The organism is Erwinia pyri (assembly GCF_030758455.1).
In the GTDB taxonomy this organism is placed as follows: domain Bacteria; phylum Pseudomonadota; class Gammaproteobacteria; order Enterobacterales; family Enterobacteriaceae; genus Erwinia; species Erwinia pyri.
Genome location: NZ_CP132353.1, coordinates 1,801,361 through 1,822,018 on the forward strand (window position 1 = coordinate 1,801,361; position 20,658 = coordinate 1,822,018).

Here is a 20,658-nt window from a genome sequence, read left to right on the forward strand (position 1 = left end):
TCTGCCCGGGGCGCTGCTGTTGTGCTCAGGCCATGGGGCGTTCCCGGTATGCTCATGTGCCGCGTTCTGCCTGACGATTTCTCTCTCTGCTTAAGCCGGTTCACGCTGTCTCCTCTCTGGCAGAGAGAGGATCAGATACGCTATCGCGCCGCCGATCAGCCCCCAGAAAGCTGCCCCCACGCCCAGTAAACTCACGCCTGAAGCGGTGATCAGAAACGTTATCACCGCCGCCTCCCGCTGTTTCTCATCGGCTAACGCGCGCTGCAGGCTGCCTGCAATCGTGCCCAACAGTGCAAGTCCCGCTATGGTGTGGATCAGCGCGGACGGCAGGGCGCTGAACAGCTGGCCGATTGCTCCGCCAAATATGCCCGCCAGCAGATAGAAAAAGCCTGCACAAGCCGCGCCCCAGTAACGTTTTTTCGGGTCCGGATGGACTTCAGGACCCATACATATCGCCGCAGTTATGGCGGCGATACAGACAGAAAAGCCGCCAAACGGAGAGAGCAGCAGCGAGACAAAACCTGTCCAGCTCATCAGTGGCGATACCGGTACCTGATAACCTGCTGCCTTTAATGTTGCTACGCCAGGCGCATTCTGCGAAGCCATTGTGACTACAAAAAACGGAATACCAATGCCCATCAGCGTTGAAAACGTAAAGTGCGGAGCGATAAATTGCGGCAGGGTAAAGCTGACCGGCTGCGGAGAAAAATGAATTTCTCCGCCCACTCCCGCCACCAGTAACCCGGCTACCAGCGTCAGCACAATGGCGTAGCGGGGCAGCCAGCGCTTAGCCAGCAGATAAGCCAGACACATGCTGGCGGCCAGGGGGAAGTCGGATTGCAGCGCGCCAAAAGCATCCAGGCCAAACCGCAACAGGATCCCTGCCAGCATCGCGGCAGAGAGCGCCTGGGGAATGTAGTGCATCAGACGCGCAAACAGCCCGGTTACCCCGCAGAGGAATATCAAAGCAGAGGCGAAAATAAATACGCCAATGGCTTCGGCAATAGGCGTGCCCGGCAGGCTGGTTACCAGCAAAGCCGCGCCGGGGGTGGACCAGGCAGTGAGGATCGGCGCGCGATAGTAGAGCGACAGACTTAACGAGGTCAGCCCCATCGCTATGCCCAGCATGCTGAGCCAGCCGCCGGTTTGCAGTACAGAAGCGCCTGCCGCATGCGCCGCCTGAAAGATGATGGCGGCTGAGCTGGTATAGCCCACCAGTACCGCTACAAAGCCCGCCGTCACGGCCGGGAAAGTAAGATGTCGGAAGGAGAACGGTGGGCGCATAAGAGCTCCTGAGGTGTACGTTATAACGCACAAGCTACCACTGTGCGTTATAACATACAAGTGGTAGACTGCTTTCAGGTTAAAGGAGAAAGCGATGATCCCCGATATTGGTGCAGTGCTGAAGACGCAGCGAAGCTCCCGTGAATGGAGCCTGACGCAGGCAGCAGAGAAAACGGGCGTAAGTAAAGCCATGCTGGGCCAGATAGAGCGCGGCGAGTCCAGCCCTACGGTCGCCACGCTGTGGAAAATTGCCACCGGCTTTAACGTGCCGTTTTCACTCTTTCTCTCTGATTCCGCTGCGCCCGCTACAGCTCAGGTACAGCGCAGCAGCGCCGCGCCGCCCTGGCAGCAGAATGCCACTATGCAGGTGACGCCGCTCTTTCCCTTTGATGCAGAGCTGGGCTTCGACATGCTGGAGATTGAACTGGCGGCGGGCGGGCGCAGTGACTCCTCTGCGCACGATTCAGGGGTGATCGAACATGTGTTGGTGATCTCAGGTTCACTGCTGCTGACGGTAAGAGAGGAGCAGCACAGGCTGCAGAGCGGAGAAGGGCTGCGGTTTCAGGCGGACTGCCCGCACAGCTATCGTAACGACACCGCAAAGCCGGTACGTTTCCAGAGCCTGATCCATTATCCCAAAAGCCGCTAAAGTTAAGCCATGCCGTCATCTCTGCCGGATAACACGTCACGGTAATGACCTGACGCAATATTTCAACCTGCCGGGTTTACCATACTGGGTATCCGGACTCAGAAGGAACGCAGATGAACAATTTACTCGATCGCTTCTTACGTTATGTCTCACTGGATACGCAGTCCAGGAGCCATGTTCGTCAGGTGCCCAGTACAGAAGGGCAATGGCGACTGGCTCGGGAGTTACAGCAGGAGCTGCATACGCTGGGGCTGAGCGATATCACCCTCAGCGACCATGCTATTGTGATGGCAACGCTGCCCTCAAACGTTGACTGGCCAGTACCCACCATCGGCTTTATCTCGCATATGGATACTTCGCCCGATTTCACCGCAAAAAACGTCAATCCGCAGATTGTGGAAAATTACCGGGGCGGCGATATCGCGCTGGGCGCTGGCGAGGAGATTCTCTCGCCCGTGATGTTCCCTGTGCTGCACACCCTGACAGGCCATACGTTGATCACCACCGATGGGAAAACGTTGCTGGGGGCGGATGATAAGGCGGGGATAGCGGAAATAATGACCGCTGTCGCGCAGCTGAAAGCGGACAACAGCCCCCATGGCGATATTCGTATAGCCTTCACGCCTGATGAAGAGATAGGCAAAGGCACCAGCTGCTTTGACGTGGCAGCGTTCGGCGCAGAGTGGGCCTATACCGTGGATGGGGGGGGAATGGGGGAGTTCGAATATGAGAACTTTAACGCCGCATCCGCCACGGTGAAGATCACCGGAAACAACGTCCATCCCGGCACCGCGAAAGGGGTGATGGTTAACGCGCTGGATCTGGCGATGCGCTTTCATGCGGCGATGCCGGAGAATGAGGTGCCGGAAAAAACCGAGGGCTATGAAGGCTTCTACCATCTGCACAACATCAAGGGCAGCGTGGACAAAGCCGAGCTGCACTACATTATCCGTGACTTTGACTTCGCCAGCTTTACCGCCAGAAAACGCCATCTGGAGGCGCTGGCCGCCGCGCACAGCGAAGGTTTGCAGCCGGGCTGCGCCATTGAAGTTCAAATTGAGGAGAGCTATCTCAATATGCGGGAGAAGGTGGAAGCGCAGCCGCACATTGTTGAGCTTGCGTTGCAGGCCATGCGCGAATGCGATATCGAACCCGACGTGAAGCCGATTCGCGGCGGCACCGATGGCGCGGCCTTATCCTATATGGGGCTGCCTTGTCCGAACTTGTTTACCGGCGGCTATAACTATCATGGCAAGCATGAGTTCGCTTCCCTGAATAATATGGAAAAAGCGGTGACGGTCATCAGGCGCATTGCGACGCTGACCGCTGAAAAAGCCAGACGCTGATCGCAAAAAAGGCCGGATTAACCGGCCTTTTCACTTCTGCTGCGCCCTGAATTGCCGGGCAGAGCACTACTCTTCGTCGCTGAAATACCAGTATCCGCAGTTCACCAGCGCGGCAAGCTGCGCCAGGAAGGAAGGATCGTCCAGCGCTTCCGCCAGATCGTCCGCTCCCAGGGTGTGCCGATTAGCCAGCGCCGTCAGGGCAGCATGATGTGGTGATTCCATCTGTTCGCCGTTCACAAACACCGCAGTGCCAATCGTCAGCACCCGCAAGCCACCCAGGCGGGTCAGCTTATCGCCCTGTTGCAGCGCATCATAGATCTCATCAGGCTGATAAGGCGGCTCCGGCGGTGCCACATCCAGCTCATGGCGTGACTGCGAGATAAACTCGCCAAACCACTGATTAAACTGCTCCGGCTGGTTGATCACCTCAATCATCATGGCGCGAATTTCTTCCAGCTCCTGCGGCAGGATCTCCGCCTTATGCTCGCGTGAAGGAACATCCGGGTCGCTGAAGCGGTGGCTGCCTAATTCACGGGCAATGGCGAAATCGGCAAAGCCGCTGATCAGCTCACGGCCGCTGGGGGCGCGGAAACCAACGGAGTAGTTGATGGCATTCTCCAGCGAATAGCCTTCATGCGGGAACCCTGGCGGAATATAGAGAATATCGCCTGGCTCCATCTCTTCATCGATGATCGCCTCAAAAGGCTCAACCTGCAGCAGGTCCGGGTGCGGGCAGTGCTGTTTAATGGGCACTTTGTCACCCACGCGCCAGCGGCGACGGCCGGTGCCCTGGATAATAAACACATCGTACTGATCCAGGTGTGGACCAACGCCGCCGCCAGGCACCGAGAAAGAGATCATCAAATCATCGGTACGCCAGTCCGGCAGAAAGCTGAACGGGCGCATCAGCGCAGCAGAGGGCTCATGCCAGTGATCTACCGCCTGCACCAGCAGTGACCAGTTGTTTTCACCCAGGTGATCGTAGCTCTCGAACGGGCCGTGGCTGACCTGCCATTTCCCCTCCTGATGGCTGACCAGGCGGCTGTCGACTTCATTTTCCATTGCCAGACCGGCGAGTTCATCGGGAGAAATGGGATCAACAAAATTTTTAAATCCGCGCTTAAGCACCACCGGACGTTTCTGCCAGTAGCGCTGAATAAAGTCGGGCCAGTCGAGGTCGAGCTGATAATCCATGATGAGATTTCCTGAGACGTAATTTCTTTAATTATAACAGTGCCGGGAGGTGTGAGGGTAATGCATTTGGCAGGGGAGTTTGCGCGCGGCACTATTCGTCAGCGTGGATCCCCTCCTGATGTTTAAAGATCACCTCCATCCGCGCACCGCCCAGCGCGCTGGTGGTGGCGACAATGTCTCCGGCGTACTGCTCCAGGATATCCCTGGCGACCGCCAGCCCAAGCCCCTGGCCCGGCCGCAGCGTATCGGCTCGCTGACCACGAATGAAAATCAGGTCCCGTTTGCTGACCGGGATCCCTGGCCCATCATCTTCCACAATCAGATGCAGTTCATCATCGGTCTGGCGGGCGCTGATTTCCACAAACTCCAGACAATACTTGCAGGCATTGTCCAGCACGTTGCCCATCACTTCCATCAGGTCATTGTGCTCGCCAACAAAGGTCAGCTCAGGCGAGATATCCAGCGTCAGCACCACCCCTTTACGCTGATAAACCTTATTCAGCGCGGAACAGAGGCTGTCGAGCAGGGCAGGGACAGAGTGCAACTCTCGCTTCAGCACGCTGTGATCGGAGCGCATGCTGGCGCGATGCAGATAATATCCGGTCTGCTGAGAGATCCGGCTGATTTGCTCCAGCATGATCGGCTCCGCCTGCTCAACAGAGAGGTTTTGCCCGCCTCTCAGCGAACGTAAAGTGGATTGCAGCACGGCCAGCGGCGTTTTCAGACTGTGGGTCAAATCGCTCAGCGTGGTGCGGTAGCGGGTATAGCGCTGGCGTTCGTTATCCAGCAGCAGGTTCAGGTTGCGCACCAGGCTTTGCAGCTCCTGCGGCGGATGTGGATCCAGCGTCTCGCGCGCGCCGCTCTCCAGCTCTCTGACCTGTCCCGCCAGCACGCCAATTGGCCGCAGGCTCCAGTGTGCAGCCAGCCACAGCAGCGGAATAACCAGCAGCAGGTTGACCAGCAGGACATAGCTGAACCAGGACCAGACCACGTCCGAATGCTGCAACTCCTGCGGAATAGTATCGACCACCACAATCGTCAGCGCGGGCAGAGTGGGCGTGGCATCATAGCGATTCACCGCCACCGAGTGGGTAAAGGTATCGTTGTTGTCATCGTCGTAAGCGGTGAGTTTATTCTGCGCTTCCGGGTTGTTGCCCAGCGCCTGCCGACTGGTGCTGTTGGAGGTGTCGATTTCATAAAAATCGGAGCGCTTCAGCCATTCCCGTTTAATTTTATTACGGATTTCCGGCACGTCGCGTAGCTGCCACAGCAGCTTGCCTTTTTCGTTATAGATATAAACCAGCGTGGGGAAATTCAGCGAGACGCGCTCAGGTTTGGCGATGGTTAAGGTATCGTTTTGCCATTGTGCCAGCGTAAAGAACAGGTTGCTTTCGCCCCGCATCACCCGGTAGGTATTTTTATCAAAGCTGACTACGTAGCCCACCACGGCGACCATGCCGTAGGAGAGCGACATAATCAGCACCACGGCGGCCGTAGCGAGTAAAAAGCGGGCGCGGAGTGAGAAGGGTGTTTTAGGGCGTAAGCCTGGCATGGGATTACAGGTCGAACCTGTAGCCCTGACCGCGAACGGTGGTGATCACCTCCTGAGGATGCTCGGCCTGCATTTTTTTACGCAGGCGCCCCATCAGGACGTCAATGGTGTGGCTTTCCCGCAGTTCCGCATCCGGGTAGAGCTGCAGCATCAGGGAATCTTTGCTGACCACTTTGCCCGCGTTACGGATCAGCGTTTCAATGATGGTGTACTCAAATGCGGTCAGTTTGATCTGCTGCTCGTTGATGGTGAGTTCACGACGGGAAAGATCGACCTGGAACGGCGACAGAGAGATGATTTGCGAAGCCAGTCCGCTGTTGCGACGCATCAGCGCCTGCATACGTGCCACCACTTCTTCAATGTGAAACGGTTTGGTGACATAGTCATCTGCACCCGCTTCAAGCGCTTCTACCTTCGCCTGCCACCCTTCACGGGCAGTCAGCACCAGAATAGGTTGCTTGACATCCTGACCACGCCAGCGGCGGATCAGTGACATGCCATCTTCATCAGGCAGCCCTAAATCAACCAGCGTGATATCCGGTGTATGTTCGTTGAGAAAATAGTCTGCTTCTCTGGCATCTTCCGCCGCATCAACCTGATGCCCCATATCGCGTAGCTGCACAGCGAGATGATGGCGAAGCAGTTGATTATCTTCAACAACCAGTACACGCATAATTTATCCTTTCTGTCTTTCAGAATCGTGGCGTTAAGTCTTTCAGAGGTTGAGTCAAAGTATAGGTGAAAGCAGGTAAACAGCAGGTTAACGCGAGCCGACTTCTGCCGGCCCGCAGGGCAGGAGTTACTTCAGCTCATCAACCATCTGTACCGCGCGGCCGATATAGTTTGCCGGGGTCATCAGTTTCAGACGGGCTTTCTCTTCTTCCGGCAGCGCAAGGCTGTCGATAAAGGCTGTCATGCCCGCAGCATCCACGCGTTTGCCCCGGGTCAGCTCTTTCAGCTTCTCGTAAGGCTTTTCAATGCCGTAGCGACGCATCACGGTCTGAATAGGCTCGGCCAGCACTTCCCAGTTATGATCCAGCTCATCCAGCAGACGGTCACGGTTCACTTCCAGCTTGGAGATGCCTTTCAGCGTGGACTGATAGGCAATCAGCGCATAGCCCACGCCCACGCCCAGGTTACGCAGTACCGTAGAGTCGGTCAGGTCGCGCTGCCAGCGTGAAACCGGCAGTTTGCTTGCCAGATGCTGCATTACTGCGTTTGCCAGACCCAGGTTACCTTCCGAATTTTCAAAGTCGATCGGGTTAACTTTATGCGGCATGGTGGAAGAACCGATTTCGCCCGCAATCGTTTTCTGCCTGAAATGGTTCAGCGCAATGTAGCCCCAGACATCACGATCGAAATCGATCAGGATAGTGTTGAAGCGCGCCATACAGTCAAACAGCTCTGCGATATAGTCATGCGGTTCAATCTGCGTGGTGTAGGGGTTCCAGGTGATGCCCAGCGAGGTCACAAAGCTTTCGCTCAGCTGGTGCCAGTCCACTTCCGGGTAAGCGGCGATGTGTGCATTATAGTTGCCAACTGCGCCGTTGATTTTCCCCAGCATCTCGATGCGCTCCAGCTGACGCAGCTGGCGTTCGAAGCGATAGGCGACGTTTGCCATCTCTTTACCCAGCGTGGAGGGCGTTGCGGGCTGGCCATGGGTGCGGGAAAGCAGTGGGATATCACGGTACTGAACGGCAAGATCTTTCACGGCGGCGATGATCTTTGTCCAGTAAGGAACGATCACTTCGCGGCGGGCAGTCTCCAGCATCAGCGCGTGTGACAGGTTGTTGATATCTTCAGAGGTGCAGGCGAAGTGAATGAATTCAGAGACCGCATGCAGTGCGGCATTGGGTTCAACTTTCTCTTTCAGAAAGTACTCAACCGCTTTCACATCATGGTTAGTGGTGCGCTCAATCGTTTTGATGCGGGCCGCATCTTCTTCGTTGAAATTGGCGACGATCGCATCAAGGAAAGCGTTTGCGTCGGCATCAAATGCAGGAACTTCCTTGATCTCTGCGCAGGCAGCCAGTTTTTGTAACCAGCGAACTTCCACTTCCACGCGGAACTTCAGCAAGCCGTATTCGCTGAAAATGCCACGCAATGGGCTGACTTTGTCGCCATAGCGGCCATCAACGGGTGAGACGGCGGTCAGAGAGGATAATTCCATCAGTGCAACTCCTGGAGAGGTTAACAATTAGAGTGAAGACTCGGTGATACGGGACAGCATTTGCTTCGCCTCACTGGCGAGGCGATTGCGGGAAAACATCAGCTGCAGGCGGCCACCGCCAACCTGCTGCCACAGCACCGCAGAGCGGATACCGGCTAACAGCGTGGCGCGAACCTTGCTCTGGATCTGAGCATTCTGCAATACGGCGGGAGAGCCGGTTACCTGGATGCGCGGGCCAAGGGGGCTTATCACATCCACGTAGATGGCGGCCATGGCGCTCAGCAGCGTTTCAGATTCCAGGTCATAGTGCGCCAGCTGCCGATCGAGCTGGCCGATACGTTGGGATAACTCATTCAGCGCGCTTTTATTGGCGCTGAGCTTGCGCTCCAGCACCATCATGCTGAGGGTGTAACGGGTCAGTTCAGCGCCAGCTCCGTGGCGGCTGCTGCTGTTCAGCACGCCCAGCAGGGATTCCAGGCCAAAACGCAGGTTCGCTTCATCATTGCCGTAAATAGCAAGAGTAGAGGCGGGGTTAAGATCCACCACGCTTTGCAACGAAACTTTCAGCGGCTCAGCCGGGCAGTGGCCCTGATGAGCAAGCTGCTGCACCAGATGCGCAGACTGGCAGATGCCCGCCAGGGCCAGCGTTATATCGTAATAATTCTTCGCCACGGTCGCTCCAGTCATCGCCTGCGCTGACTGCAGCAGGCGCTACGAAATTGTCTGTTGTTGCTGTCCAGTGCGCGGCGACGGGCCGCGCGGGTTCCGGCTTAAAGCAGCGGCAGGCGCGCTTCAATCACGCCGCCGCCGAGGCAGACTTCACCAAGATAAAATACCGCAGACTGGCCCGGCGTCACGGCAGCCACCGGTTCGTCAAAGCGAACCTCCAGGCGATCTTCGCCCAACGGCGTTACCGTGCAGGCAATATCGGCCTGACGATAACGCGTTTTAACGGCGCAGCGCAGCGGAGCCTGCAGCGTTTCCCGGTCAACCCAGTGTAGCTGTTGGGCAATCAGCCCTACAGACATCAGGCGCGGATGATCGTGTCCCTGCGCCACCACGAGTACGTTATTAGCGACATCTTTATCCACTACGTACCACGGCTCTTCGCTGCCTTCTTTGGTACCGCCAATGCCCAGCCCTTTACGCTGGCCGAGGGTATGATACATCAGCCCCTGATGTTCACCGACCACTTCGCCTTCAGGATCGAGGATGGCACCAGGCTGGGCTGGCAGATAGCGGCCCAGGAAATCGCGGAATTTACGCTCGCCGATAAAGCAGATGCCGGTTGAATCTTTTTTCTTCGCCGTCACCAGCTCCAGCTCTTCCGCCAGGCGACGGACCTCTGGTTTCGCCAGCTCCCCCACCGGAAACAGGCTTTGTGCAATTTGCTCGTGACCAAGGGTATAGAGGAAGTAGCTCTGATCTTTATTGTCGTCCAGGCCGCGGAGCAGGCGGCTTTTGCCCTCCACATCCTGGCGACGGACATAGTGTCCGGTGGCGATGAAATCTGCGCCTAAATCTTCAGCCGCAAACTCCAGAAACGCTTTGAATTTGATCTCTTTATTGCACAGGATATCGGGATTGGGGGTGCGGCCCGCTTTGTACTCTTCCAGGAAGTGCTCAAAAACGTTATCCCAGTACTCGGCGGCAAAGTTCACCGTGTGCAGATAAATGCCTAATTTGTCGCAAACCGCCTGCGCATCGGCCAGATCTTCCGCCGCGGTACAGTATTCCTCACCGTCATCCTCCTCCCAATTTTTCATAAACAGGCCTTCAACCTGGTAACCTTGCTGCTGGAGCAGCCAGGCGGAAACGGAGGAGTCAACACCGCCGGACATACCGACGATCACTTTTTTCTGGCTGGTAGACATGAGAAGTACCCGACTTTGAGTTGCAGTTAAAGGCTGCACTTTAAAATTGCGGCGTATTCTACCACGCGTCCGCGGCGGGCGCATCCTCGCTATAGGGCCATTGAAATGCGCTCAGCACCTCCAGCGGATAACGTGGCCCCTGCTGATAAACCCGGATGCTCTCTGCAACCAGCGGAGAACGCAGCTTTTTCGCTGTCATAATCTCTTCCGGCGGCAGCCACCAGCAGCGATCGATATCGCGGTCCTGCGGATAAGTGGGCACCACTTTCTCTAAATCCAGCGCAAACAGAAAGCGTAAAAAAGGGGTGTTATCGGGCGCTAACCACTGATGCAGTCGTAAAAAAGCCTGCGGGACGCCTTCAATACCCGTCTCTTCATACAGTTCACGCGCTGCCGCCTGCAGTAAGGTTTCATTCGCTTCGAGATGACCGGCGGGTTGGTTCCAGGTGGCGCGGCCGCGAACCATCTCTTCCACCACTAAAAATTGTCCTTCGGCCTGGACAACGGTTGCGACGGTAACGTGGGGCTTAAACATGGCTGACTCCTTAACTGAAAAGGCTTAAAGGGGGAACTCACAGGTAACGTCTCGCCATTCACCCGGCGCTAAATCTTGCAACAGCTGATTTCCCATCGCAAAACGGATTAAACGTAGGGTAGGAAAGCCCGCCTGCGCCGTCATGCGTCTTACCTGGCGATTCCGCCCCTCATACAGGGTGATTTTCAACCAGCTGGTCGGAATAGTTTTGCGCTCCCGTACCGGCGGGTTACGGGGCCATAACCAGGCCGGCTCAGCGACCCTTTCCACACCTGCGGGCAGGGTAGGGCCATCTTTCAGATTAATACCAGAGCGGAGCGGCTGAATATCACGCTCTTCAGGTTCGCCTTCTACCTGAACATAGTAGATTTTACCGGTCCTCTGGCCCGGCTGCGTGAGCTTTGCCTGCAGCGCACCATCGTTGGTAAGCACCATCAACCCTTCGCTGTCGCGGTCCAGCCGACCAGCAGCATAGACGCCCTTAACCGGAATAAAATCTTTCAGCGTACTGCGTCCCGCTTCGTCGGTGAACTGCGGCAGTACGTCGAATGGTTTGTTAAAAATAATGACACGCCTTGGCTCTCTCTCTGCCTTAGCGGCAGCAGCGGGCGGGCTGAATCGTTTAACGCGGTGATTCTTAACGGAAGATTTACGCATAATCTTTGCACTTGAAAACAATAGGCGCATTATACCGCAAACCCGAGATGATTGGCGCGAGGTGAATATTCAAGTAGTATTGACCCGCATCTTACAAATCATTAACAAAAAAAGCGCTCGAAGGAGAGGTTAATGGAAAGCAAAGTAGTTGTTCCGGCGGAAGGTCAGAAAATCACCCTGGATCAGGGAAAACTGAACGTACCTAACAACCCAATCATCCCTTTTATTGAAGGTGACGGGATCGGTGTGGACGTTTCTCCAGTGATGATCAAAGTTGTCGATGCCGCTGTACAGAAAGCTTATAACGGTGAGCGTAAAATTTCCTGGATGGAAATTTACACCGGTGAAAAATCGGTAGAGCTCTACGGTCAGGATGTCTGGCTGCCAGAAGAGACTCTCGACCTGATCAAAGAGTATCGCGTAGCCATTAAAGGCCCGCTGACTACCCCAGTTGGCGGCGGTATTCGCTCCCTGAATGTGGCGCTGCGTCAGCAGCTTGATCTCTACATCTGTCTGCGTCCGGTGCGTTACTACACCGGTACCCCAAGCCCGGTTAAACGCCCTGAAGAGACCGATATGGTGATCTTCCGTGAGAACTCCGAAGATATCTATGCCGGTATCGAGTGGAAAGCGGGTTCTGCAGAAGCGGATAAAGTGATCAAGTTCCTGCGTGATGAGATGGGCGTGAAGAAGATTCGCTTCCCTGAGCAGTGCGGTATCGGCGTTAAGCCATGTTCAGAAGCGGGCACCAAGCGTCTGGTTCGTGCTGCTATCGACTATGCCATCACCAACGATCGTGACTCCGTGACGCTGGTTCACAAAGGCAACATCATGAAGTTCACCGAAGGTGCCTTCAAGGATTGGGGCTATCAGCTGGCGAAAGAAGAGTTTGGCGGTGAGCTGATTGATGGCGGTCCATGGATGACCATCAAGAACCCGAACACCGGCAAAGAGATCGTGATTAAAGACGTGATCGCCGATGCGTTCCTGCAGCAGATCCTGCTGCGTCCGGCCGAATATGACGTTATCGCCTGTATGAACCTGAACGGTGACTACATCTCTGATGCCCTGGCGGCACAGGTTGGCGGGATCGGTATCGCACCGGGCGCAAACATCGGTGACGAATGCGCGCTGTTTGAAGCAACCCACGGTACAGCACCTAAGTATGCGGGTCAGGATAAAGTGAACCCAGGTTCAGTGATCCTTTCTGCCGAAATGATGCTGCGTCACATGGAATGGTTCGAAGCCGCAGACCTGATTGTTAAAGGCATGGAAGGCGCTATCGCTGCCAAGACCGTGACCTATGACTTCGAACGTCTGATGGATGGCGCTACGCTGCTGAAATCGTCAGAGTTTGGCGACGCTATGATCAAGCACATGTAATTTGTTGCCTGTGTTATTTTCCACGGCAGTTTCGGTTGCCGTGGAAAAATTCCTTTCAGATAATCTCTTCTGCAACACCCTATCAACATCCTGCTGCAACTTTGCTGAAACGATAATTTTATCGAGACGGTGCCGTGCGTAACGGGGCGCACTACAGTCAAGTGCAGTCATGAACGCTTATTACAGTAAGGTGAAAAATTCCTATTTTTTATAAAAACCCGAAAAAACATAATGCGTACGCACAGATTACCTTAACGTGATAAGGGGGGCAGTCAGGTGCAGCTTACCCTCATAAAGGTTCTCCAGCGCATCAGCTGGCCTCCGGCAAAACTTTAGTGGGCAGGATGTGAATAATCAGGCACACCAGGCCAGCCAGAAGCCCATTCAGTTTCGTCAGCAGCACACTGCCTCGTAAAAGCGAGGCTTTTTTATATCCAGGAACAGCAGGAGATAATTATGCTTATTGTGAAAAGTATGATTGGTGGCGTCACACATATTTGTGAGGTCGACAATATTACTATTGCTATACGAGGCTCTGAAACTTTTGAGTATGTACTCGCTCTTACCAAAGATCATGGCAACCCTGATTTTGCTGAAGTTATGCCTGCTATTTATGAGGATGACGAGAAGAGAAGGATCTTACAGGATGAAGCGATCTTAGTGAGTGAAAGGGAAGGTGTACTGGTTAAAAATGCTGTAGCCGTTCTCATTAATAATGTGGAAAGCGTGAAAATGCCATGGATAAAAGAGGCTGACGGGACGCTTTATCAATATATTTATCCGGGTGACAAAGTTTGTGTGATGAATTCCCACGGTTCGACGATTGAAACAGTCAAGTGAGCATCACAAGGCGCATTTACGAGTGCGCCTGATGATGAGTCAGCAGAGCAGAAGCAGGCATCCGGCAGCGCTTTCTACTCGCAGCGTTTAACGGAAAGCAAAAACACTCTCCGGAAGGGGAAATCCGAGCCTTCCGGAGAGGATACAAGGCACCTTTCGTAAAAGAGAAGAACATGACTGTCTTACTCAGATTAATGAACCTGAGTAGCCGGTAAAAGTTATTCTTTGCAACGCATTCTCAATTCACTCAACCCTGAAGAAAACTAAGTAAATCCTGATTAATCTGATCTTTATGAGTACTGCACAGCCCGTGCGGTGCGCCGGGATAAACTTTTACCATCGGATTTGGCAGCAGTTTAATAGCAGCTTCACTTGATGAGGCGGGCGGTACGATCTGATCGTCATCGCCATAAATAACCAGCGTTGGAATGGTCATCTTTTTCAGGTCTTCCCGCTGATCCGTTTCCGAGAAAGCTTTCACGCAGTCATACAGCGCTTTAATCGATCCCTGCATTCCCTGAAGCCAGAAACTATCTTTTAATCCCTGAGAAGCCTGAGCGCCTTCCCGGTTAAAACCATAAAACGCCGTAGGCAGGTCTTTAAAGAACGAGGAACGATCTTTCAGAACGCCTTCGCGAATGCCATCAAACACCGTTTTAGGTAATCCATCCGGGTTGAAATCCGTTTTAATCATGATTGGCGGCACAGCGCCAATAAGGGAGGCTTTGGCTACCCGATCAGTACCATGACGAGCTATATATCGTGCGACCTCACCGCCCCCCGTAGAGTGCCCAACGTGAACGGCATCCTGCAAATCCAGCGCAGCGGTCAGCTCCGCCAAATCGTCAGCATACTGGTCCATATTATGTCCGTCCCAGGGCTGGGAAGAGCGTCCATGTCCCCGACGATCGTGAGCAATCACTCTGTAACCGTGGGAAGCCAGGAAAAACATTTGATCTTCAAAAGCATCGCCAGACAAAGGCCAGCCGTGGCTGAATACCACCGGCTGCCCCGTACCCCAGTCTTTATAGTAAAGAGATGTCCCATCTTTGAGTTTCAGATAGCTACCTGATGACATTATTATGTTCCTCTCACAATTAACTGATTGATTGGGAATGACATTAGATGTGGCAGATCGGGCAGTTAAAGGCTAGTTCATTGCCGGAAGGTTGTCGCCCGACGCCCTCTCTTTAATATTTTCGTCAGGCAGCAGGGTCTACCATACAGCACCAAAAATAGATCAATAAAACGCTCACGCGTACGCATTAAACGATCTAAGGTAGTATCATCAACAGCAGCAACGAATACAGATGAATATGCAGAACCCTGGCTCCGGCCGGGGTTTTTTATTGCTCAAATTACTTGAGAAGACGCTGTAGCAAAGGGGGCATTATGTTTGGGCATTTACTCGCCGTAAGCGCAGGCGCGGCATCTTCAGCAGACGCAGTGATGTCAAGCTATATGGCTGGCATCAATTACAGTGTGCTTTTCGGCGCATTTGCGGGTGCTGTTTACTATGTCGCCAGCGCCGCAGATTTGAGATTAATTGTGCGCGCTGCCTATTTTTTGGTTTCGTGGATTGTAGGTGTATTTGGTTCTGGACTGGCTGGCTCAAAACTTGAACAGTTATTAGGCTACACAGACAGGCCGCTGGATGGGCTGGGGGCTGTTCTGCTCTCCGCTCTGGCGATAAAAACCTTAACATTTTTCAACGAGCAGGATCCGGTCGCCTGGCTCGCTCGCCTGAAGGGAGGTTTCCATGGTCACAAATGATCCTATGGTGATCACGAACGTTATCACCTGTACTGCCATTGCACTTCGGCTAATGTTTTTTCGTAAAGCGGGCGCGAATCATGAAGTATGGGCCTCATGGCTGGCTTACCTGTTTGTGCTGGCTTACGGTTCTATCCCGTTTCGCTATTTTTTTGACAACTATAATCACACCACCTGGTCAGCCCTGATGATAAACATGATTTTTTGTGCGGCTATTTATCGGGCTAAAGGCAATGTTGCCGAGGTGCTGGCCGTACTGCGACCACAAAAGTAGAGGGACAACTTACTCTTTTACTCCTGATGGCGCGCCTTATTTACCCTGCCATTGCTGCCGGTCAGGGCCTGTGTCAGCTGCCGATCGAATTTTTTACAGGCTTCACGATAGCGTAAAGCTCTTCGTTGACGGAATTCATCATCGGCATCCGCTGACGTTTGATGTTAATAAACGTCAGATAAAATTTTAATATGCGTAAAGCGCAAATTAAGCTGGCAAGATCAACCCGCATAAAGCGGGTTGATCTTTTAACCGTGGCGCCGGAACTGTTGTGACTGACTTAACATCACGCGTCCCGCTACGTGCAGCATCGGCATCTCTTCAGCCGAAATTGTCCACTCCCGGTAGCGCGGGTTATCAGAGATAACAAACAGCTCTGTTTTCACTTTCTGCAGCCGTTTTACAAACGTATCTCCATTGAAGTCAAAAACATAGATGCCATCTCCGTCGAAGTAGGGCACGCTGACGTCGACGAAAATCAGATCGCCAGGCTCAATGGTGCCTTCCATACTGTCCCCACGCACGTTTATCAACTTAACAATGGCCTCAGGTTTATTGCCAAAGATAACGCCCGCCTCCTTACGGACATATTCAATTGATCGGATAACCTGAACCACTTCTCTTGCCGGTGACCCTTCGCCAGCGCTGGCAGATACATCAAGCACATCAACACGATACACATCATCTCTCCCCATTTCAGTTAACGACTGAACACTGTATGTATCTCCAGTATTCGTAAGCTCCTCTGATGAGAATAGCGCAGAAATGGGCACCTTGAGTGCATCCGCAATTTTTTGGAGTAGTGTGTCGCTATACCCCTGCCTTCCCCGCTCAAGCCGGGACAAGTTCCCCACGTCACTTTCTACCTGAACAGCAAGTTCGTTCAGAGTCATCTTTTTTGCTTTACGAAGCTGTCGAATTTTCTCGCCGGGTTTCATCGGACTCACACCTTTTTTCTGCGTGATACACAAATAAACTTGCGCATATTTTGCGCTGCGCTAATATGCGTAATACGCATTAAATAATGTCACTGAGCAACAACAGGTCTCATTTCGCTCTTTTTAAAATATGGCTGCACCGATACAGGTGCCTGTAAATAGTCACTTTTACAGCATTCTCTCCGGCTTTCCAAACGCCGGATCCGCGCGCCTTTCAGCCCTGATAGCTGACTGATTATTTTTTGCGTAGGAAGAGGAGAAGTCATTATGAGCCAGATAGTTTCCATCCTGAAGTATTAAGAAGGGTATCGCGATGTGCCCTTTATTGACACCCTGGGTTATCCCACCGTGGCAGGCGGGATAAAGATTGGGCCGAAAGGGGCATCACTTGCCAGTTAAATCTTTAATGTTCGCTGATATGAAATTTACTCTCTGTCTCTCTCTGAACCTTTGCGCCAGCGCCCCCTGGCCGCTGAAAGAGATAAACCCGACAGCACAGAAGGTAAGTCAGCCACCTCACTGATAAGTAGTAGACCGTCACACCATATGTTGTTTCAGCTTCTGTTCTGCATTTCCCTTTAGTTCCCCCCGCCCGTTACGGGCATGTTGTCACATCACTATCCCTCTGGAGGTCTTTATGATCGAAGTAAACTGCTTTGCTGATTTAAGAACGACTGCGCCCGCTAAAGCGGGTGATATCGCCGCCCTGAAACGCTATTACGACAAAGATTCCAGCTTTCATGGTGGCGGCGATTTCGTCGGTTTTCTGGGCACTACGTCACTCAGCGATGATGGTGGCTCTTTAGCGAAAGGGAGCGGCTTCTACTGGAAGCGCATCATTAATGATACCGAACAGGTGAACCTCTACCATTTTGGCGCTAAAGGCGATGGCACCACTGATGATACGGATGCGTTCAGAAGGATGTTCAGCTGGTCGCAATCTTATGACGTCAATGCGAAAAATCTCGGCGTTCGCTTTCCGGCCGGGAAATTCTTTATCTCGCCCGTGGATTTATCGGCCAGCGAAATCGCCTGTTTTGCACTTTATGGGGACGACGCGCCGTATGGGGTGACGCCGCGAACGGTGATTGTCTCCGATAAATCGTTCAACACAGTATTTAAAGTCAATGCCCGTCGTACCATTATTCGCGGTATCAGCTGGAACGGGCAGGCCAGCGCAGATACCGCTGCCAATACCGGCGCTATCACCCCGGATAAGCTGTCAAACGTGCAGCCGTTTTTTGAGAACACCACGATAGAGGGGGAGTTTGTTAACATTCGCTGCTTCCGCGTGCAGTACAACGGTGGTACGGCGATTAAACTTTTAGATACGCTTGATACCCGCTTTGATCAAATCTACACGCAAAATACCTACGCCCGGGTATTTGATATCGGCTGGTCCAACTCGCCGAATGGCGTCTGGGATCACTCAACCGCCGTTGAACTCTCCAACGCTAATTTCCAGTATGGCTATGGCGATGCCACGCTGGTGATGCCGCGAATGACCCAGGGATTGATCCGCAACGTCTGGATTGAACACACCCGTTTTCCGGGGGATCTCAGTAACGGGCAGTGGATCATCGATGCGCTGAGCGTGGAGGATTGCGCCAATCCGCTGATGCTGAATAACAGCCGGGTGCAGATACGCCAGCTCAACCTTCAGGCTGGCTCAAAGGTCAATCTGGATAACACCTCTGAGCGCTGGTTATCGGGTTATGAAAGTGGCTGGCGCCGGGATGAGAATTTCGGCACCACCATGACCGGCTCGATGAAAGCGGGGTGGTACACCGGATACAAACTGACTAATACCTCAGATAAGGACACCTGGTATCGTATTGGCAAATTTGTCTTTCCAAAGGTTAATCAGCAATGGACGCTGGAGCTGATCAGCAAACTTTCAACGGCAAATCCCTCCGGTACGGCCACTAACCCCTTACAGACTGTCTCATCCGGCGTGACATGGCTTAATCTGCAGCGCTGCGTCAGCTCAGTATGGGCCGATATGTTTCACCGGGGACTGACTGCCGTTCTGGATGTTAAGTATCAGAGAAGTTACCAAAATATCGCCGAGGTATGGGTAAAACTAAAAGCGGGCAGCGGCGACACAATGTTCAATCTCCGTTCAACGGGGCCTACGCGCTTCGAATCGGGGGAGTGTTCCTTGTTTACGCCGGATCTGAGTGAGGTCATGGATTTGACAACGCTGGGAACAGCTACGCCAAATGCGCGCCTCAGTATTCACAACGGGCTGGCGGGAATAGGAGCCAATGAAAATGGTGTGGTTACCATAGCCACAGCTGAAGCTACAACGCCCGCTACCAGCGCGCCGGTCGGGTATATCACTCTTAACGTGAACGGCGTGGATCGCAAAATACCTTACTATGGCTGAAAATTGCAGATAACCTAAAACCGCCTCCCCGGGGCGGTTTTTTTTCAGAGGGAAAATTTTTTACTTTTTTATCATCGAAAGGGCTGGTAGTGGGGTGGAAACGATGAAATAGTGAAGCCGTATCTCCAGGACTAATCTGTTTTTTGCAGCCGATTTTTCCAATATGGTCAGATAAAACCCCTTTTTGGACAAAAAAGCATAAAAACAGGCCAAAAAGCGATCCCGCCAAAAATCAAGACTTGAGATGGCGGAGCGTTGGTCCGTAAAATAGGGCCAAAACTCAAATCAGGAGAATTCTGTGTCAGAAGCTGCCACTTTCGAAGACGGTCTCAACCGGCTTGAAGAAGCCAAAAATATCGCGCTTGGCTGGCGTATCGTGGGTCAGATGGAGCCACATACTCTGGAAGATGCTATCCAGATGCTGCGTGACAGCTCTGCCCATGCGGCGAAAGTGTATGAATTGCTCTATGCAGAAATTGCACACCGTTCTAAATAGTCCGCCTTATTCGCGCCTGTCAGGCCAGCCGCGTGTTGCCGGATAAGCGATAATCTCTCCAGGCTTCCCAACATTTTTTGGGATCGATATCCTGGTAGCCACGTAGTGGATCCATGGTGCGCAAGAGTTCGTCCGGCACTGAAATGCAGATCGCGCCGTCACGAAGCGTTTCAACTTCATGCTGCGTCAACGGGTAGCCTTTTTGCGCTTCTGCTTTTTCCAGCAGGGCAGCGAGGGAAGGGAGAAAAAGTATTGCCATGCCTGTGGTTCTCATAAGATTTGTACTGTACAGATCTTCGGCATAGTAGAGCAAAACTTTAGCTATTCTCAGACCATAAGGGATGAAAGCGAGGCAGGCAAAGCTGGGGATCAGGAGCTGAAGCTGCAGCGAACCATCAGCACGATTAAGGTGTAGCGAAAAAAATGCCCGCAGAGCGAATCATAACGGGCCAACACCAGGGAAACTGTATTGATTAAGCCTGGCATGTTGTGACAGGAATGCAACGCAAAAACCGGCCACAGCGCCCATAACATTAAAATATTTCAACGAATAGCCCAGATGTGGTTCAAAATTCTTCAGAGATCAACCACTGGTCCGCTTCATCGAACATCTCTTCAATAATTCTCAACATTACCGACTTATCACTTTTACTGGCATCGGTTTTTACGCCATTCGCCTGCATCGGTTTTACCTTCACTTCTGCTTCAGGAAAAACGCGCTGAATACGTTTTGTCAGCTCGGTCAAAATCAGCTCCTGAGCATTGGGCAGTCCGGCGACGTTGCGCTTATCGTAAATCAGTTCAACAAACATGAATTCTTCCTGGTTATAAATGCTGTATAAAAATACAGTTATTTTCTCTATTCTTCAATGGGAATTTAACAAATTTTCCCCTGCAAAAAGCGATGCGGCACGCTAAATCGGTGAAAGGAATCCACTTCTCCGCAACTATCATCAAATTCCAAAAATCGCCCCTGGGTTACACTGCTTCAACTTGATCAACACACGGGAGCAGATGATGAAAAAATTCTCTTATATCGCAGGGATTCTGGCAGGGGGCCTGTTGCTTGCAGGCTGTAGCAGCGACCATATATTGCAAATGAAGGATGGCACGACCGTAGTGGTGCAGGGCAAACCCAAAGCAGACAGTGCCACCGGCATGGTGATTTATACGGATGAGAATGGTCAGCAGCAGGCTGTGAATCAGGATCAAATTAAAGAGATGAGCTCGCTTAATAAGTAGATCCCGGCTGGCATTTGGTAACACTTAAGTCAAACATGGGCAGCATCCTGTGGTACGCTTTC

General features: G+C 52.9%; 22 protein-coding genes and 1 pseudogene. 10 read left to right on the top strand and 13 right to left on the bottom strand.

Going from position 1 to position 20,658, the window contains the following annotated elements; all coding sequences use genetic code 11:
- Positions 1-90 precede the first annotated feature (90 nt).
- On the bottom strand, positions 91-1,284 hold the full coding sequence (locus Q3V30_RS08375; RefSeq protein WP_306212231.1) for a benzoate/H(+) symporter BenE family transporter: 1,194 nt from the start codon (positions 1,282-1,284) through the stop codon (positions 91-93).
- A gap of 94 nt (positions 1,285-1,378) precedes the next feature.
- Between Q3V30_RS08375 and Q3V30_RS08380 the strand changes: the two genes are divergently transcribed.
- Both Q3V30_RS08380 and pepT read left to right on the top strand, forming a co-directional pair.
- The gene (locus Q3V30_RS08380) at positions 1,379-1,933 is read left to right on the top strand and encodes a helix-turn-helix domain-containing protein (protein WP_306212233.1); all 555 of its coding nucleotides are present in this window, start codon (positions 1,379-1,381) and stop codon (positions 1,931-1,933) included.
- A 113-nt stretch (positions 1,934-2,046) separates the two neighbouring features.
- A complete protein-coding gene (pepT, locus tag Q3V30_RS08385; RefSeq protein ID WP_306212235.1) occupies positions 2,047-3,279 on the top strand; it encodes a peptidase T in 1,233 nt (410 codons plus the stop codon).
- Between the two features lie 66 nt (positions 3,280-3,345).
- On the opposite strand, the gene Q3V30_RS08390 is transcribed toward pepT, so the two are convergent.
- The 8 genes from Q3V30_RS08390 to rluE form a co-directional block, all read right to left on the bottom strand.
- Complete coding sequence (locus Q3V30_RS08390) at positions 3,346-4,473, bottom strand: ribosomal protein uL16 3-hydroxylase (protein WP_306212237.1); 1,128 nt, start codon at positions 4,471-4,473, stop codon at positions 3,346-3,348.
- A gap of 91 nt (positions 4,474-4,564) precedes the next feature.
- Positions 4,565-6,025, bottom strand: a complete 1,461-nt coding sequence (gene phoQ / locus Q3V30_RS08395; RefSeq protein WP_306212239.1) for a two-component system sensor histidine kinase PhoQ — start codon at positions 6,023-6,025, stop codon at positions 4,565-4,567.
- Positions 6,026-6,029: 4 nt separating this feature from the next.
- Positions 6,030-6,698: a two-component system response regulator PhoP gene (gene phoP / locus Q3V30_RS08400; RefSeq protein ID WP_306212242.1), complete on the bottom strand. Its 669-nt coding sequence runs from the start codon at positions 6,696-6,698 to the stop codon at positions 6,030-6,032.
- Between the two features lie 126 nt (positions 6,699-6,824).
- Positions 6,825-8,195: an adenylosuccinate lyase gene (gene purB / locus Q3V30_RS08405; RefSeq protein ID WP_306212244.1), complete on the bottom strand. Its 1,371-nt coding sequence runs from the start codon at positions 8,193-8,195 to the stop codon at positions 6,825-6,827.
- 27 nt (positions 8,196-8,222) lie between these two features.
- Positions 8,223-8,867, bottom strand: coding sequence for a high frequency lysogenization protein HflD (hflD, locus tag Q3V30_RS08410; protein WP_306212247.1), 645 nt, complete (start codon positions 8,865-8,867; stop codon positions 8,223-8,225).
- Positions 8,868-8,965: 98 nt separating this feature from the next.
- Positions 8,966-10,069 carry a tRNA 2-thiouridine(34) synthase MnmA gene (gene mnmA, locus Q3V30_RS08415; RefSeq protein ID WP_306212248.1) on the bottom strand — a complete coding sequence of 368 codons (1,104 nt, stop codon included), beginning with the start codon at positions 10,067-10,069 and terminating at the stop codon, positions 8,966-8,968.
- 58 nt (positions 10,070-10,127) lie between these two features.
- Positions 10,128-10,604: an NUDIX domain-containing protein gene (locus Q3V30_RS08420; RefSeq protein WP_306212250.1), complete on the bottom strand. Its 477-nt coding sequence runs from the start codon at positions 10,602-10,604 to the stop codon at positions 10,128-10,130.
- Between the two features lie 24 nt (positions 10,605-10,628).
- The gene (rluE, locus tag Q3V30_RS08425) at positions 10,629-11,291 is read right to left on the bottom strand and encodes a 23S rRNA pseudouridine(2457) synthase RluE (protein WP_306212252.1); all 663 of its coding nucleotides are present in this window, start codon (positions 11,289-11,291) and stop codon (positions 10,629-10,631) included.
- 102 nt (positions 11,292-11,393) lie between these two features.
- Here rluE and icd point away from each other — a divergent pair, with 102 nt between their 5' ends.
- Both icd and Q3V30_RS08435 read left to right on the top strand, forming a co-directional pair.
- Positions 11,394-12,644, top strand: coding sequence for an NADP-dependent isocitrate dehydrogenase (gene icd / locus Q3V30_RS08430; RefSeq protein ID WP_306212254.1), 1,251 nt, complete (start codon positions 11,394-11,396; stop codon positions 12,642-12,644).
- 456 nt (positions 12,645-13,100) lie between these two features.
- A complete protein-coding gene (locus Q3V30_RS08435; RefSeq protein WP_306212256.1) occupies positions 13,101-13,484 on the top strand; it encodes a hypothetical protein in 384 nt (127 codons plus the stop codon).
- Positions 13,485-13,731: 247 nt separating this feature from the next.
- Here Q3V30_RS08435 and Q3V30_RS08440 read toward each other — a convergent pair whose 3' ends face one another.
- A complete protein-coding gene (locus Q3V30_RS08440) occupies positions 13,732-14,562 on the bottom strand; it encodes an alpha/beta fold hydrolase (RefSeq protein WP_306212258.1) in 831 nt (276 codons plus the stop codon).
- Between the two features lie 314 nt (positions 14,563-14,876).
- On the opposite strand from Q3V30_RS08440, the gene Q3V30_RS08445 reads away from it, so the two are divergent.
- Both Q3V30_RS08445 and Q3V30_RS08450 read left to right on the top strand, forming a co-directional pair.
- Positions 14,877-15,257 carry a putative holin gene (locus Q3V30_RS08445; RefSeq protein WP_306212260.1) on the top strand — a complete coding sequence of 127 codons (381 nt, stop codon included), beginning with the start codon at positions 14,877-14,879 and terminating at the stop codon, positions 15,255-15,257.
- A complete protein-coding gene (locus Q3V30_RS08450) occupies positions 15,244-15,531 on the top strand; it encodes a phage holin family protein (protein WP_306212262.1) in 288 nt (95 codons plus the stop codon). Before Q3V30_RS08445 ends, Q3V30_RS08450 begins: the two co-directional genes overlap by 14 nt.
- Positions 15,532-15,779: 248 nt before the next feature.
- On the opposite strand, the gene Q3V30_RS08455 is transcribed toward Q3V30_RS08450, so the two are convergent.
- Entirely contained in the window at positions 15,780-16,469 is a 690-nt protein-coding gene (locus Q3V30_RS08455) for an XRE family transcriptional regulator (protein ID WP_306212263.1), read from the bottom strand.
- 267 nt (positions 16,470-16,736) lie between these two features.
- Here Q3V30_RS08455 and Q3V30_RS08460 point away from each other — a divergent pair.
- From Q3V30_RS08460 to Q3V30_RS08470, 3 genes and pseudogenes are all read left to right on the top strand, one after another.
- Positions 16,737-16,865: pseudogene (locus Q3V30_RS08460) on the top strand (lysozyme); the annotation flags it as partial.
- A gap of 241 nt (positions 16,866-17,106) precedes the next feature.
- A complete protein-coding gene (locus Q3V30_RS08465; protein WP_306212265.1) occupies positions 17,107-18,858 on the top strand; it encodes a glycosyl hydrolase family 28-related protein in 1,752 nt (583 codons plus the stop codon).
- A gap of 298 nt (positions 18,859-19,156) precedes the next feature.
- Positions 19,157-19,354 (top strand): hypothetical protein, encoded by a 198-nt coding sequence (locus Q3V30_RS08470; protein ID WP_306212268.1) that lies wholly within the window; start codon positions 19,157-19,159, stop codon positions 19,352-19,354.
- A gap of 19 nt (positions 19,355-19,373) precedes the next feature.
- On the opposite strand, the gene Q3V30_RS08475 is transcribed toward Q3V30_RS08470, so the two are convergent.
- Positions 19,374-19,613, bottom strand: a complete 240-nt coding sequence (locus Q3V30_RS08475) for a hypothetical protein (RefSeq protein ID WP_306212270.1) — start codon at positions 19,611-19,613, stop codon at positions 19,374-19,376.
- Positions 19,614-19,920: 307 nt separating this feature from the next.
- Positions 19,921-20,166 carry a DinI-like family protein gene (locus Q3V30_RS08480; RefSeq protein ID WP_306212272.1) on the bottom strand — a complete coding sequence of 82 codons (246 nt, stop codon included), beginning with the start codon at positions 20,164-20,166 and terminating at the stop codon, positions 19,921-19,923.
- 205 nt (positions 20,167-20,371) lie between these two features.
- Between Q3V30_RS08480 and Q3V30_RS08485 the strand changes: the two genes are divergently transcribed.
- Positions 20,372-20,596 (top strand): YgdI/YgdR family lipoprotein, encoded by a 225-nt coding sequence (locus Q3V30_RS08485; RefSeq protein WP_306212275.1) that lies wholly within the window; start codon positions 20,372-20,374, stop codon positions 20,594-20,596.
- Positions 20,597-20,658: the final 62 nt, after the last annotated feature.